General features: G+C 44.7%; 13 protein-coding genes and 1 rRNA gene. 2 read left to right on the forward strand and 12 right to left on the reverse strand.

Annotated features, from left to right (window positions below; translation table 11 throughout):
- Positions 1-204: 204 nt before the first annotated feature.
- The 5 genes from MH215_RS28675 to MH215_RS28695 all read right to left on the reverse strand — a co-directional run bounded on the left by MH215_RS28675 (position 205) and on the right by MH215_RS28695 (position 4,691).
- A complete protein-coding gene (locus MH215_RS28675) occupies positions 205-858 on the reverse strand; it encodes an NAD(P)H-dependent oxidoreductase (RefSeq protein WP_239294265.1) in 654 nt (217 codons plus the stop codon).
- A gap of 481 nt (positions 859-1,339) precedes the next feature.
- The gene (locus tag MH215_RS28680; RefSeq protein ID WP_239294256.1) at positions 1,340-1,801 is read right to left on the reverse strand and encodes a 2-thiouracil desulfurase family protein; all 462 of its coding nucleotides are present in this window, start codon (positions 1,799-1,801) and stop codon (positions 1,340-1,342) included.
- Between the two features lie 54 nt (positions 1,802-1,855).
- Positions 1,856-3,211 (reverse strand): hypothetical protein, encoded by a 1,356-nt coding sequence (locus MH215_RS28685; RefSeq protein ID WP_239294257.1) that lies wholly within the window; start codon positions 3,209-3,211, stop codon positions 1,856-1,858.
- On the reverse strand, positions 3,208-3,789 hold the full coding sequence (locus MH215_RS28690; protein WP_239294258.1) for an RNA polymerase sigma factor: 582 nt from the start codon (positions 3,787-3,789) through the stop codon (positions 3,208-3,210). Before MH215_RS28690 ends, MH215_RS28685 begins: the two co-directional genes overlap by 4 nt.
- A 167-nt stretch (positions 3,790-3,956) precedes the next feature.
- Positions 3,957-4,691 (reverse strand): class I SAM-dependent methyltransferase, encoded by a 735-nt coding sequence (locus tag MH215_RS28695; RefSeq protein ID WP_239294259.1) that lies wholly within the window; start codon positions 4,689-4,691, stop codon positions 3,957-3,959.
- Positions 4,692-4,856: 165 nt separating this feature from the next.
- Here MH215_RS28695 and MH215_RS28700 point away from each other — a divergent pair, with 165 nt between their 5' ends.
- Complete coding sequence (locus MH215_RS28700) at positions 4,857-6,215, forward strand: MATE family efflux transporter (protein ID WP_239294260.1); 1,359 nt, start codon at positions 4,857-4,859, stop codon at positions 6,213-6,215.
- A gap of 122 nt (positions 6,216-6,337) precedes the next feature.
- Here the strand turns inward: MH215_RS28700 and MH215_RS28705 are convergent, their stop codons facing one another.
- The 5 genes from MH215_RS28705 to MH215_RS28725 form a co-directional block, all read right to left on the reverse strand.
- Positions 6,338-6,688, reverse strand: coding sequence for a FlxA-like family protein (locus tag MH215_RS28705; protein WP_056697273.1), 351 nt, complete (start codon positions 6,686-6,688; stop codon positions 6,338-6,340).
- Between the two features lie 106 nt (positions 6,689-6,794).
- Entirely contained in the window at positions 6,795-8,183 is a 1,389-nt protein-coding gene (locus MH215_RS28710; protein WP_239294266.1) for a GH1 family beta-glucosidase, read from the reverse strand.
- Positions 8,184-8,283: 100 nt separating this feature from the next.
- Entirely contained in the window at positions 8,284-9,102 is an 819-nt protein-coding gene (locus MH215_RS28715; protein WP_239294261.1) for a carbohydrate ABC transporter permease, read from the reverse strand.
- On the reverse strand, positions 9,102-9,995 hold the full coding sequence (locus tag MH215_RS28720) for a carbohydrate ABC transporter permease (RefSeq protein WP_056697277.1): 894 nt from the start codon (positions 9,993-9,995) through the stop codon (positions 9,102-9,104). The genes MH215_RS28715 and MH215_RS28720 overlap by 1 nt, the downstream gene beginning before the upstream one ends.
- A gap of 424 nt (positions 9,996-10,419) precedes the next feature.
- Entirely contained in the window at positions 10,420-11,763 is a 1,344-nt protein-coding gene (locus MH215_RS28725; protein ID WP_239294262.1) for an ABC transporter substrate-binding protein, read from the reverse strand.
- Positions 11,764-12,273: 510 nt separating this feature from the next.
- Between MH215_RS28725 and MH215_RS28730 the strand changes: the two genes are divergently transcribed.
- Positions 12,274-13,302 (forward strand): LacI family DNA-binding transcriptional regulator, encoded by a 1,029-nt coding sequence (locus MH215_RS28730; RefSeq protein WP_239294263.1) that lies wholly within the window; start codon positions 12,274-12,276, stop codon positions 13,300-13,302.
- 425 nt (positions 13,303-13,727) lie between these two features.
- Here MH215_RS28730 and MH215_RS28735 read toward each other — a convergent pair whose 3' ends face one another.
- On the reverse strand, positions 13,728-13,943 hold the full coding sequence (locus tag MH215_RS28735) for a hypothetical protein (protein WP_239294264.1): 216 nt from the start codon (positions 13,941-13,943) through the stop codon (positions 13,728-13,730).
- Between the two features lie 449 nt (positions 13,944-14,392).
- Positions 14,393-14,509: ribosomal RNA gene (rrf, locus tag MH215_RS28740) — 5S ribosomal RNA — on the reverse strand.
- Positions 14,510-14,513: the final 4 nt, after the last annotated feature.

Here is a 14,513-nt window from a genome sequence, read left to right on the forward strand (position 1 = left end):
AACGGATGATTGATATGGTACTAATTTGGGAAGTTGCCTTACATTCCTTCACTGCACACCAACGAGCCCCTGTATCCCCTAGCTGGTTCCTACAGAAGCTCGATGTGCAACGCATACATGATGCATATATAGGTGTGCATTATCATTCATAGATACGTACATGAGTTTGTTCCAATCTATCTAAATCAAGATCGTTTTATAGCATTATTCAATCCAATGTGTAATGGTATCCAATGACTTTCTTGTCTTCTCCCGTGCTGGGTCTTCCTCGCGATAGCCAAATGCAGCCATCACCGAAATGTTCCATGCTCCATTTTCCAACAATCCTGCATCCGCCAGAATTTGGTGCACCTTCTCATAGTCATAACCTTCAATCGGACATGAGTCGATTCCAATCAGTGCCGCAGCAGTCATCATGTTCCCAAGTGCAATATACGTTTGTTTGGACGCCCAATCAAACAATGTGCGCGGTGTTTCGAACAACCGTTGGTTATTCTGGAATTTCCCAAAGGCTGCGCTGGTTAGCTCGAATACATCATCAGGCATGCCTTTGATCTCCTTCAGCATGTATTCTGCATACGGGGAATTGTAACCTGCATCCGTGCGAGCCAGAATAACCATGAAGTGGCTTGCTGTGGCTAATTGCTTCTGAGCTCCGGAAGACACCTCGGATAACCGCTGACGCAGAGCTGGATTCTGCACGATCAAGAACTTCCACGGTTCAAATCCAATAGAGCTTGGAGATAAACGACCCGTCTCTAGAATATATTCGAAATCCTCTGCTGGAATGGCACGTGTAGCATCAAATTGTTTTGTTGCATGACGAAAATGATAAGCCTTTAATACGTTTTCCTTCATGATTTCTTTATTTAAATGTTCCACAACAATCCACATCCTTTTCTCTACTTTGTTCATTAGCCCCTAATCCATATATATTGAACTAAAGAATATTTACACTTGCCACTCCGATGACAGAACATCCTTCCGATCACTGTTCCCCCAGATTTTTCTGATTCCCTTTTCCAAAGGGAAAATCCGGGGATAGCTTATGCTTCCGATGTAGCTTTCTGTAGAAAGCTTTCAGGCGAAGCGTATGCTTTCGAAGTAGCTTTCTTACAGAAAGCTTTTAGCTTCGCTTCTCCATGTTATTTCTGTCCTCTACGTTTTCATGTAAATGTTTAGTTCAATTTATATAGCTATAATCGTGGGACTTGGAACTCTAGGTACTATTCTAGTGTTAATGTTCCCAAATAGAAAGTACGCACAATCTTGTTGCTTAGTTATAAAAAGTAAGTATAGTTGTAGTTATGCGATTCGCTGCTTGGATTGAGTCGCTTCATTAAGACAGCGATGCCCTGAACTCATTTTCCGAAATTACCGTAAATCCCTCTTGTCGAAGTAATGCCGACGTAACTCCTTCTCCAGATACCTTGTGATTATCAAAGCTACCATCATAGATCATCTGTGTACCACATGACGGACTGTACTCCTTGAGCACAACACAGCTTACCGCCAGTTTCCTCGCCCATTCGAGCGTCTCATAGGCTCCCTTAATGTATAGATCCGTTACATCTCTGCCACCTTTCTCGATAACCTTAGCTGTGCCATTCAGCACATCCTTACCTGTTCCACCGATAATCTCCGCGGCCTCTCGTGGTGTAACGAAACCACCCAGTAGTTCTGGACAGACCATTTTGGCTTGATCCTGCTCCATAAGCTCCCGAATTCTCTCATCCAAACTTGCTGTACCGTTGTATCGACAAGCTACTCCTGCAAGACATGAACTCACCAAATACCTCATCTTCTTAACTCCTTCTCCTCGTTCCATGAACTATGAAGACGATTTTACCATATCCTATGATTTGGAGCCGTTCTCTTCATGCTGGATTCTCTCGATCATCGTAATGCGTGCATCGTGAGTGTATCGAATCTGAATTTCATCCTTCGTTTCCGATGGTTCTTCTAAATCTGTTGTGGATTTTGAATCTGTTGTACCTCCTGAATCTGTTATACCTTCTGAGCCTTGATTATCTTCCAACCTGAATGAGGCCATACCCAGGTTGCTCGTATCTCGATAGAATGTGTAATCACCTAGGTCGATATTAAATATTTGTTTGACCATTGGTGCTGCATGCTGCCTGATTGTCTCTTCTTGTACACTCAACAATTTCTCCGAGTAGTTCTCATGATCCTCCATGGTCTTCAGCTCGGGCATATACCGCTTATAATCTACCACCGCATACTGAGTACCTAACTTGCCTTGTGTACTTCGTACTAAATAATGATCGCCAAAAGTTAAATTAATCGATTCTTCAGACTGATCATCGTCTCGGGAATAGGAAACCTCACGGAGGGGGATCGCTGACTCACCAGATAAGGCCTCGATGGCCTCTTGGGCAGTCTGCAACATTTCCGCTGTTACCCGTTCTGTATCTAACTTCAAATCTCCCGAGACGTGAATAGCCTGATCCCGCCTCCATCTAATCTCACCATAGGACTGATCATTTTGCAGTGTCAATGATGTATTCATTGTGGGTGTTTCTTCACCTTTCTTCATTACGGCGCTCCGCAGCACCCGTACAGGCTTCATGCTGCTGTCACTGCCGATGTCTGCCAATAACCCTGGTATTTGGCGTACGAATCGATGCTCCAGCCGATCCCCCGGAATCTCGCCTCTCATATTCAGCTCAACCAAGGCTCCCGTCTCTCCATCCAGCCACATCTGAGCATAATCGGTTTCTAGCTCCTGTCCTGCCTCGACGTAGACCCAGCCGGTAATAGGTCCCTTCTTCGCGAGGGTCACTTGGATTTGCTTGCCAAGGTAGTCTCTCATCGTTATCGCAACCGTTCTTTTCATCTTGTCCGTTAGCAAGCTCATGCTAGGATCATCTGACAATTGTAACGACGCTGTAGGATAGAACCGCTCTACAACAGGTTCAACGATCTGCCCATTCCAGAGAATAAATGCACCAGCTAACGCAGCAACCACGACTCCACCGATAACCGAACCTGAACGAAGACGACGTTTGCGTGGCTTGATAGGATCATTTGGTATACGACCAGGAGGGTGTAACTTACCCGCCTGCTTCGGAGTTGTCTGGCTCCAGGACACCTGTTGGAATACATGCTGTTTATGTTTCTCTGTAAAAGGAGACTCCGCAAATGGCTCCTTTTGGATCTCTTTTTCCCAATTGTCATTTGGATGTTTCATGATTCGCTTCGCTCCTCCCATTGCTTTCGTACTTTGGCTTTCCCACGTGACAACCTAGACTTCACCGTACCTGTGCTAATCCGCAGCATTTCTGCAATTTCATTGGTATGAAGCTCATACTTGAGATGCAGCAGCAGAATCTCCCTGAATTTATCCGGCAGAGCCATCACGATATCCCAGATCTCATGTACATGCTCCTTGCTCAGCACTTCGGCTTCAGCAGATGGATGTGCATACGTCTCAGGGATCATTTCCCGGCCTGTTGAATACTCTTGTTCTGTCTGAATCGATAAGGTCTCTCCCCATAAACTGCTGCGAAAAAATCTCGATTTGCGGTATGTAAATGTCGTATTTCTTGTGATTGTCAGTAGCCATGTCTTTAATGAGCATTCCCCCCGAAAATGGGCAATCCCGGAGTAAGCTCGGATAAATACTTCCTGCGACACCTCGTCTGCTAGCTCCGTGCTTTTGGTCAGAAAGTACACATAATTCCACACATCATTACCATAGTCATCCATCATGTGACTTAACGTGTAATTGTCGATCGTCTGGGCATGTGCCAGAAATTGATAGTCCAACTGTTGTTCACCTCACATAATAAGACTGAGCCTAATGGAGGTTGGTTCCCCAGCTCCCTAAATTATTCCTCGAACCATTCATTCAAGCTGCCTTCGATATCAAAATAAACCAAATAGCATGCCCAGATATTCTGAACATGCTGCCATGCCAATCAGCTAGAAGCCAGCTATACCTTGCTTGCTGCAATCATGAGAAACATCGGGCGACGAAGCTCATCCCGCATACCCGGAACTTGTTCTACCATATCGCTTGAAGGTTTAGATTCAGCGACCTGCTGAATTACGAATCCGGCATTAATCAGTTCATTCAGATGAGTTGCTAGGGTTCGGTGATATTTCACCACATCCTGGTCTAGAAAATGCGCTACACGTCTGCCCTCTTGCTGATAATGGTCAACTGGCCAGTGCTGAATCTCACCCTGTACCCCATAGTGCCAGTCCTGCTCCGCGCGAGCAGTGAAGATCGGGTGTTCCACGGACAGAACCAATGCCCCACCGGATTTTAGACAAGTATTGATTTTGGCATAAACTTCATCGAGTCGCTGGAGATAATGCAAGGCTAACGAACTGATCACCACATCAAATTGTTCAGGTGCATAATCAATGTCTTCAATTGCCTGAAGGCGATACTCAATCTTGGGATCGTCCGTCATCTGTATGGCACGCTGCAGCATATTTTCAGACAGATCAATGCCTAGTACAGATTTTGCTTGTTGCTGACGAGCGTACCGACAATGCCACCCGAATCCACATCCAAGATCCAATACGTCTTTGTCCTTCAGATCCGGTAGCATCGTTCGAAGCTCATGCCATTCACCAGCCGCCTCTAACCCCTGCTGAGAACGAGCCATTTGACTATAATTAGCGAAAAATTCAGGTTCATCGTATTTATTTTGTTTCATCTCATCGTGCCTCCTTATATGCAGCACACACTCTCCCCACTCTACCACAGGTAGAGCATATAAAGAGGAAATTGCTAAACAATCGCATCCTGTGATATCATACAGAACGAACGTTCAGTATAATTAAATACAGAACGAACATTCAGTATATTAACGGAGGTCAACATGAATACGAACTGGTCTCACCCGCTTGAGCAACAAACTGTACGACAGGCTTTTATACGCTATCTTGTGCCCTCAATTCTCGGCATGTTAGTCGTTGGCTTCAATTTTATTATTGATGGCATTATGGTAGGTCATAAGCTCGGATCAACGGCTCTAGCTGGAATCGGAATTGCTTCCCCAGTCTATACGTTATTTGTTGCGATGTCGCTCTGGATCGGTATGGGCGGTGCAACCCTTTATTCCACACATATGGGGGAGAAGGATCACCTGAAGGCCAAACAGATCTTCTCCAAATCCATCACTATTATTTTGCTGGCGACTCTTGTGATTGGACTTACGGCGTTTAGCTTCAAAGATGCATTGGTCTACGCCCTTGGCGCGAATGCAGAGACCTTCCCTCATGCTGCTGATTACATGAATATTATGCTGCTTTTTGGCTTTGTATTTACAATAGAAAATGCACTGAGTATTTTTGTCCGCAATGATGGCAATCCGAATACATCAATGTATGCACAGATTACCTTTGCTGTGGCGAATATCGTCATCAATTATGTGATGTTATATGTACTGGAGTGGGGTGTTCAAGGGGTCGCTCTCGGGACGATCATATCGGCTTTCCTGGCTTTACTTGTGTTGCTAACTCACTTTTTCAAAAAAACAAATCATCTCACCTTCACTCGTTTCAAGTGGAACTGGAAGCTGCTGTCTGCCATTGCACTCATCGGGTTCCCTAGCTTTCTAGCTGAACTCGGTATGTCCGTCTTCTCCGTTTCCCACAATGTATCGCTAGAGCGAATTGCAGGAACAGATGGCGTCGCATCTTTTACCGTATTGAATTATATTCATGGGGTTGTATTGCTTGCATTTCTGGGGCTCGCCTCGGCAGCTCAGCCTCTCATCAGTTATTATCATGGTGCGAAGCAGAGAGATCGAGAAAAACTGGCTGTACGTTTGGCTGGCTGGACAGCGGGGATATGTGGAGTTTTGTTGCTACTCATCGTGCAGGTCGGCGCGCCTTACTTTGTGCAAATCTTCGGTAATTTCAGCTCAACTGTAACGGATAATGCCATATACGGCTTAAGAATATTTACGTTTGCCTACCTCTTCATGGGGATTAACTTTGTAATGAGCACTTACTTTCAATCGATCGGAAATGCCAAAATGGCGATCTGGATTACAGCTGCCCGCGAGATGATCATTATGGTTGCATTGATTGCACTGCTTCCCCCGTTCTTCGGCATTACGGGGATCTGGCTGGCTGTACCGCTATCTGAGCTGCTCGTGCTCGTTTCAATAACGATCTATTATAGAAAACGTTCATTGGATGAAAGATTAAGCCAGTTAAGCATCCACAATTAATGTATTGATATAGGCTCAGTTTAATTGAATTATGAAACAGGGTACGCCAGACATGACTGACGTACCCTGTTTCTATGTATTACGATGTGCTATCCATTAGAAGATCGCCTTAAGGCACGCCTTTAGATTCGTATATCAAACCTACCATTGCTGTCTGTTGTGGCATTCGCAATTTGTTGCGGCGAAGAGGCTGTCATTCGATTGGCAGATGCCTCCGGTGGTGGTGCTTGCTTTTGCCCGGTTGAACCACTACTTTGAGTGCTTTGGCTAATCTGTGCCTCAATCTGCTTAATCTGCTGCTCTAGCTGCTTGGTTTTCGTTTCTTTCGTCTTCTCATCATCCTTGCTGGATTGAACCTTCTCCAGTTCAGATTCAAGTTTCGCCTTTTGTTTCTCCAGCTGGCTGGTGCTAGTAGAGCTTGAAGATGTTGATGTGTACGATGTGCTAGAGCTTGTCGTGGATGAGATGTTCAAGGCCATTCGCCTCCTTATAGTGACTTCACTATACCTCTTGCGGCTTTAAGGCACCTTAAAGTCAACTGAAAGGTTGCTGAATGACCCCATCCTACACATTCAAATTTTACCTGGTCTCTACATTCGAAAGAGCCTCGGTTTCGCTTATTTCCAGACTATTTGCTTGAATCACTTTACTGATCCATTTCGCGCTCTCCTTCGGGGTACGCTCTTGTGTTGTGTAATCTACGTAGACAATCCCAAACCGTTTGCTATAACCAAATGCCCATTCGAAATTGTCCAAAAAGGACCACACATAATATCCATGCAACTGTCCGCCCTCTTGAATAAACCGATGGCAAGCGACCAGGTGATCTTGAATATACTGTTGACGGCTCTCATCCTTAACGACGCCATGTTCCAGCTCATCCTTCATCGCAGCACCGTTCTCGGTAATCAGGATGGGTAGACCTTGAGTAAAATCACGCTGAACCCGCGTTAATAAGCGGTATAACGAATCGGGATGGATTTCCCAGCCCATATCTGTAACTGGCTCTGTGAACAGCACCTGCTCTGCCTGCAACAAGCTATGGTCGGAAGCTGCTTTTATTACACTTCGTGCATAATAGTTGATGCCAAGGAAATCACCCGGCTGATGAATTCGTTCGAGATCCCCCTCGTGGACAAAATCCATTCCTTGCGCCTGATCACCGTACCATTCCACCATATCCTGCGGATACCTTCCATGGAAGATCGGCTCAGCGAACCAACGGTTCAGGAAGCCATCCCGCCGTGCAGCGGCGGCAACATCTTGCGGAGCATCCGAAGCGGGATCTACGTACTCCATGTTCAGTGTTATACCGATCTGACTAGATAATCCCTTCTCCCGGTGAAGCTCCATCGCAATACCATGACTGAGTAAGAGGTGATGCGCTGCCGTAAATGCCTCGTACCAGTTCTGGTGTCCAGGTGCATGATCACCCGTACCGTAGCCCAGAATAGAGGCACAATAAGGCTCATTAATGGTGTTCCACCAACCTACTCGTGGTCCGAAACGCTCCATAACGACCGACGCATATTCGCGAAAATGCTCCAACACCGCCCGGTTCGTCCAGCCTCCCTTATCTTCAATCCATTGTGGCAAATCCCAGTGATACAGAGTAACCATTGGAATAAGACCTGCCTGTTCGACCTCATCCAGTAGGCGCTCATAGAACGCCAGTCCTTCCTCATTGATTACGCCAGGTGCAGTTATAATACGTGGCCAAGCAATGGAGAAGCGATAGTGCTTGAACCCAAGCTTTTGAATGAGCGCAATATCCTCCGGGTATCGATGGTAGTGATCACACGCAATATCACCATGATCTCCATCCACGACTTTACCAGGTACACGGCTGAATGTATCCCACACAGACGGTACACGCCCACCTTCGTTAGCTGCTCCTTCAATCTGATAAGAGGACGTGGAAGTTCCCCACATAAAATCCGCTGGGAACGGTAGTACTTGCTTGTTCATCATTCAGGTCACCCTTTCGCTGTATATCATCTTCAATTACATCACTTTCTAAAATCAGTTCGCACCACTTCAGTCATTCGGATCAACTAGAAGACCAGGATTACGATTTTACGGCTCCTGCCATCGCACCACCTACAATAAAGCGCTGTAACACGACATATAGAACTACAAGTGGCAACGTTACGATCAAAATACCACAAGCGAGTAACGGCCAGTTATTCATATATTGACCATAGAACGTGAACAGTCCCTTGGTAACGGGTTGATAGCTCGGGTCGGACAAATAAATCGTCGGCCCTATGATGTCATTCCACACGCCAATGGCTGTCAAAATAACACCTGTAGCCAAAATCGGTTTCATCAGTGGAACCAAAATGGTGAACAGATATCTTGTATATCCACACCCATCCATAGCCGCCGCCTCATCCAATTCACGCGAAACCGATTTGATATAACCAACAAACATGAGGAAAGCAATGCCCGTTCCCGTCGTTTTCAACAAAATGTAGCCGGTCTGTGTGTTATAGAGACCTAAACTATTAATCAACGAAAATTGCGGGATAAGCGGATTCGGAAGATACATCGAGACTAGGAAGAAAACGTACAAGAACGTACTGAACTTCACATATCTTCTTGCCAGCGGAAATGCCGCGAATATAGATAGAATCAAGGTCAACATCGTTGATAGCCCCGTATAGAGCACGCTATTCCACATGTACTGAGAGAAGTTCCCCCGTGTCCAAGCCTCTGTAAAATTCTCTAATCGGAAACCCTGAGCAAGCGCAACCGGATCAATCAAGTATTCCGTCTGCGTTTTCATCGATACGTTAAATAGATAGAATAGAGGGAAAATATATAACGCCAGCATTAGCAGTACGATGACATAGCTGACAATTCGAGACCATTTGCTCTGCTTCATTACATCTCCACCTCTCTTCTGCGAAGATAGAACAAGGCCACCATCGAGATAATAAATACAAACAAGAATTGGATCATAGCCACTGCGGAAGCTAAACCGTAATCCGACGTTCCACTGCCAAACGCTGTAGCATATACGTCAAAGGCCAGTGTAGTCGTATTGAATTTACCGCCTGTGAGCACGTAGATGATGTCAAAGGTTTGCAGTGCACCGATGATCGAGAGCAGCATATTGACCGTAAAGGCCGGTGCAATCATGGGGAAGGTAATGTTCTTGAACGCCTTCCAGCCAGAAGCTCCATCCATATATCCTGCTTCGTACAGGTCACTTGGAATCGATTGCAGACCCGCGAGGAATATCGTCATCGAGTAGCCCATGTACATCCATATCTGCACAAAGATAATTAATTCAAAGGCAATGTTATAATCTCCGAAAAAGTTCGAACTCGTGCCGAAGAAGTTCAGTACAGACTGTGCAGGTCCACCAAGTGGATTGGCAACAAGCTGCCAGATCAGACCTGATACCGTCACCCCTAGCACAACTGGCAGGAAGAACACTGCACGATACAGATTGTCACCCCGTAGCTTCTTGTTGATTAACACGGCCATGAACAATGCGACAGCATTTTGGATAATGACAACGGCAAAGGCAAAGTACAATGACCGTCCAATCGCTGCCAGCCGATCACCGGAGTTCGAAGCCCCGAAGAACGTTGCATAATTGTCTAATCCGATAAAGTTCCAGGACTGTCCCCGCACCCCCGTAGCATCGGTGAACGAGAATAGCACAGTGACAACTGATGGCCCAAAGCCAAACACAATATATAGTAATAAGGGGATACTCAAAAATAAGTACGGAATAAGGCGAGCTTTTCCTTTTCCAAAGGGATACATATGACTCACACCTTTCATCTGGTGATACGATCTATTCAAATAACGCCGGGATAACAGCCCGGCTCACCCGAAGGTATTGACCCTGAGCGCTATTCCGGCGCATTCGACACAATTACCGTACCTGATGTGCTAATTCAACGTTTAATATAAGTTCAATTAAAGAATGTTTACACTCACCACTCCGATGACAGAATAACTTTCCGATCGGTGTTATCCCCAGTTTTTTTGATTACCTTGTTCAAAGGGAAAATCCGGTGATGGCGTATGCTTCCGATGTAGCTTTCTTTCAGAAAGCTTTGAGGCGAAGCGTATGCTTTCGAAGTAGCTTTCTTACAGAAAGCTTTTAGCTCCGCTTCTTCATGTTATTTCTGTCCTCTCCGTTATCGTGTAAAAAGTTTAGTTAAACTTATATACTTCATATACTTTATTTAGGCGCTGCCGCATCCCAGTCTGCCTGAGATTTTGCTGCAAGCTCCTCAGGTGTGTTAAGCGGCCCTGCTGGCTTCAACAGCTCCGCGTGCACACTGGATTCAGCAATGTACTGTCCTACATTTTGACGGTTGATGAAGAGCTGATCCCATGAGAGCTTAAAGTTGTCGAGATAAGGCTGGATTTCTTTGATGAATTCGCTAGTCAGAGCAACGTCAGGTTGCGTCGGTAAGAAGCCTGCTGCGTTGACAAAGTCCGTGTAGTTTTGTTTCTCAGACAACATCTCAAGCCACTTCAGTGCATATTCCTTCTTCGGTGATTTCTCAACAACCATCCAAGTCATATCATATTTACCGGCCAAATCTTTGTTTTTCGCTGCATCATCACTACCTGGAATAGGGAAATATCCGAACTTCAGATTAGGATTCGCTGTTTGGATCGTCGTTGCATCCCATGTACCATCAGCAATCATTGCAACGCGCTCTGTCGCAAACAGTGTTGGCAGTGTGCCATAGTCAATTCCCATAAAACCGTTCATGGCGCTGTTCATCAGATCTTGGGACTTCTGAAGCACTTCGATCTGTACTGGATCGGTCAGCTTGGTCTCTCCTGTCCACAGTCCTTTGATATAACTCAATTGATCATCATGAATGGAAGCTTGCAGTCCTTGTACCGCAAGGTTAATTGGCCATACATCTTTTCCTGCGAAGCCAAGTGGCTCTACGCCATTATCCTTAAGCACCTTAATTACATTTTGCAGCTCAGTCCACGTTGTTGGAACTTGAAGGTTATATTTAGCGAACAAGTCCTTGTTGTAGAACAAACCTGTGAGTGCAACCTTACCCATATTCACGCCATATACCTTATCGTTGTACGTCATGGCATTCTGCACATCAACTTCATTGTAATTTTTCACAAATGCTTGGTCAGAGAGATCAGCAATCAGCCCGGCGTCGATCCATTGCTTCCACATCGGATCAGCTGCTCCTGGAGACCAGTCCTGTGGTGCTCCAACAAAGCTAGATTTCAACGGGATAATATCTGCATCCCCTGAATCACCAGCATTCATCCGCGTCTGCATCAGTTGATCATATGTTGCATCGGCTGGAACCGTCGTGTATTCAACCTTTACCTCAGGATACTTTTCTTCGAATTTCTTATTGAACTCCTTGATGTAGTTGTTAATATTCTCTTGCTGCCAGTGAATGATCTTAAGTGTAACCTTCTCCTTACCGCCATCCGTTGACGAGCCCCCTGCCGTCTCCTCTGCATTGCTACAAGCTGCAAGAACCAAAATTAAAACGGTTACAAATGACATCATTAAAAGTTTTCTGAACATGTCTGTGTCCCCCAATGATTTTGAGATAATGTTAACGAAATCAGTTTCGTTGATTACTCACTCATTATGAATGCGACTTTAAATTTTGTAAATAGTGGATTTTTATTTTTTTCTAAATAGTAGATGAAACCCTTGTTAATCAAGGTTTTTTTATTAAATACTTCAAGTTGTACCGAAATAGAACATTCGAAAATTCGTCTAAACACATACGAAATCACATATGATTTAGCCATCTAACGAGGTACTTTTTGAAGACAAACCCTGTAGTAATACTAAAGAAAACGTTACTGTTTCGTAAAAAAGTCTCTAATTCTATTAGAGCCCTGCCGTTTCCACTGAATAACATAGACACTAAATTTCATAAACCTGAAGCATATGTAGAGTGTTGTCCCTTATTTATAAGGTGTAACGGTTGACTCAGCTGGCATTGTAGCATAAAATACAGGCAGGAAAGTGAAAACTTACACAACTCAATCTACCGAAACTAGTTTAGGAGCCGGAGGATGTTTAATGAATATCAAAACGATTGCCAATATAGCCGGCGTCTCTGTAGCGACAGTCTCCAAAATAATCAATAACTATTCCGATATTAGCGAAGAGACCCGTCAGCGTGTACTTAAAATTATGGATGAGAACGGGTATCGGCCTTCCTCCTCTGCCAAAACGCTGGCTACGAAGAAATCCAACCTTGTCGGTGTAGTGTTCGCCGGCAAGCTCAATGTTGATTTTAGTCATCCATTCTTCGTGCAAGTCATTAACACATTTAAGAAGCAAATAGGCTTGCTCGGCTATGATCTGCTCTTTTTTTCTAACGAAAAGTTCCTTGATCAGGGCGAAGATTATTTAGCTAGATCCAAATATTTTCAAGTCGACGGCTGCATCATCATTGCAGGTGATGAGGTGGAAAGTAGTGTGTACGACCTGGATGCGAGTCCGATCCCCTGCATTGGTATTGACATTGAATTAACGGGGCAAGGCTCTTGTTACATTATGTCAGACAACGAGAAAATCTCACCAAAGATCGTTGAGCATTTCTATATGAACGGGTACCGGGACATTGGCTTCATCGGTCTACAGCGTGCTTCACTCGTCATGCAGCAGCGTGAGGATGCCTTTAAGCGCTCACTAAAACAGTTTAGTCTTGATACCAAGCCTGAATGGATGGTGTACAGCAAGGATTATGCTGCTGAGGACGGCTATCAGGCTGCGAAAGAAATGCTGACTCGTGGTGAGCTGCCTCGTGCCGTATTTGCAGCTACAGATCTTCTGGCTTTCGGCGCGATGCGCGCCTTCAAAGAAGCAGGGCTTCGTATTCCTGAAGACATTGCCATTGCAGGGTGTGACGATATCGAGGCTTGTCGTTATACAGATCCACCGCTGACTACAGTTAAGCAAGATACCGACAAGATCGGTCGCCTGGCCGCCATGATCCTGTTTGACCTAATGAATAAGCAGATGGACAACCAATGCATCAAAGTGGAGCCAGAGCTTGTTGTTCGCCAATCTTGTGGAGTCGCGGTTCCTGGCATTGAAGTATAATGCACATATTAGTAAAAGACACCGTGTGCGGCTCCCAGCACGCGGTGCCCCGCTTGATAATGGATTGGGGGATTCATATCAATCTATAACTAGGTTAAGTTAACTTCGCCTATGTTCATGTACGTTGAAGGTATTATCAATTCTCCACACATAACAAAAAAGAAAGATCATAAACGCGACATTCGTTTACGATCTTCTTTGGGTAGTTACGATTCCACAACGTAAGTTTTACGAGCGTGTTATCAATCCTTCATCCCCACCAGTCACTAATTTTTTTTGTTTTTATATGTTTTGAGATTTTTAAATTATAAATTTTTTAGATTCTGAATTTGTCTACTCTGATCTTATTCCTCTATTATCAATCATGTTAGTCCACCTAGATTTTCTACTGAACTGGGGTTATATTCATCCCTTAATCCTAAGGTCTACTCCTCGCTGTGAAGAAACTCAAGAAATTCAATAATAATCTCTGATGCTGCATCTTCAGGTGGCAAATAAATAAACTGGCTTAATCTTCGAATGTCTGAGTTAAACAGCTGGAGCAGTTCAACCGTAGCTTGGGGATCTTTATTTCTTGTAGCTGCTAGCAGTTCTATGAACTTACTTTCTGAGATAACAGATTCAACATTTTTCTCTTCCATTTATTCACCGCCTGTTGGCTCATATTCAGGTATGAATGCAGTGAATTCCATCATGCTAGATGGATCGGGATCCACCCAAATGCAAATCAATAATCCGAAACGTAATCCAGTAAATAGTAGCCGTTACGTATATAACATGATTCGTGTAATAACCCCTTAATAGCCTTGAACTCAATCCCCACTACTAAAAAGAAGTCTATAACTCATCCTTCCCCTGCTCAATGCAATATAATGCCTGGCGCCTATATTGCTCTGAGTGAGGGGAGTACAAATGCGGGTTCTTATATTGCTAACCCCAGCTCTCGGTGAGTACAGAGGCTTTAATGTCTTCACACGTTTGCAAATTTAAAAACGAATAAATTTGAATTTAAACAACTACGTGAAAATAAGAATAATAGATGAATAAGAAAAAAGGCACACTCGAAGTTAATCGAATGTGCCTTTTCGTTGCTTGGCGGCGTCCTACTCTCCCAGGACCCTGCGGTCCAAGTACCATCGGCGCTAGAGGGCTTAACGGTCGTGTTCGGGATGGGTACGTGTGGAACCCCTCCGCTATCGCCACCAAACGCA

Origin of the sequence: Paenibacillus sp. ACRSA, from assembly GCF_022346845.1 — a bacterium.
Taxonomy (GTDB): domain Bacteria; phylum Bacillota; class Bacilli; order Paenibacillales; family Paenibacillaceae; genus Paenibacillus.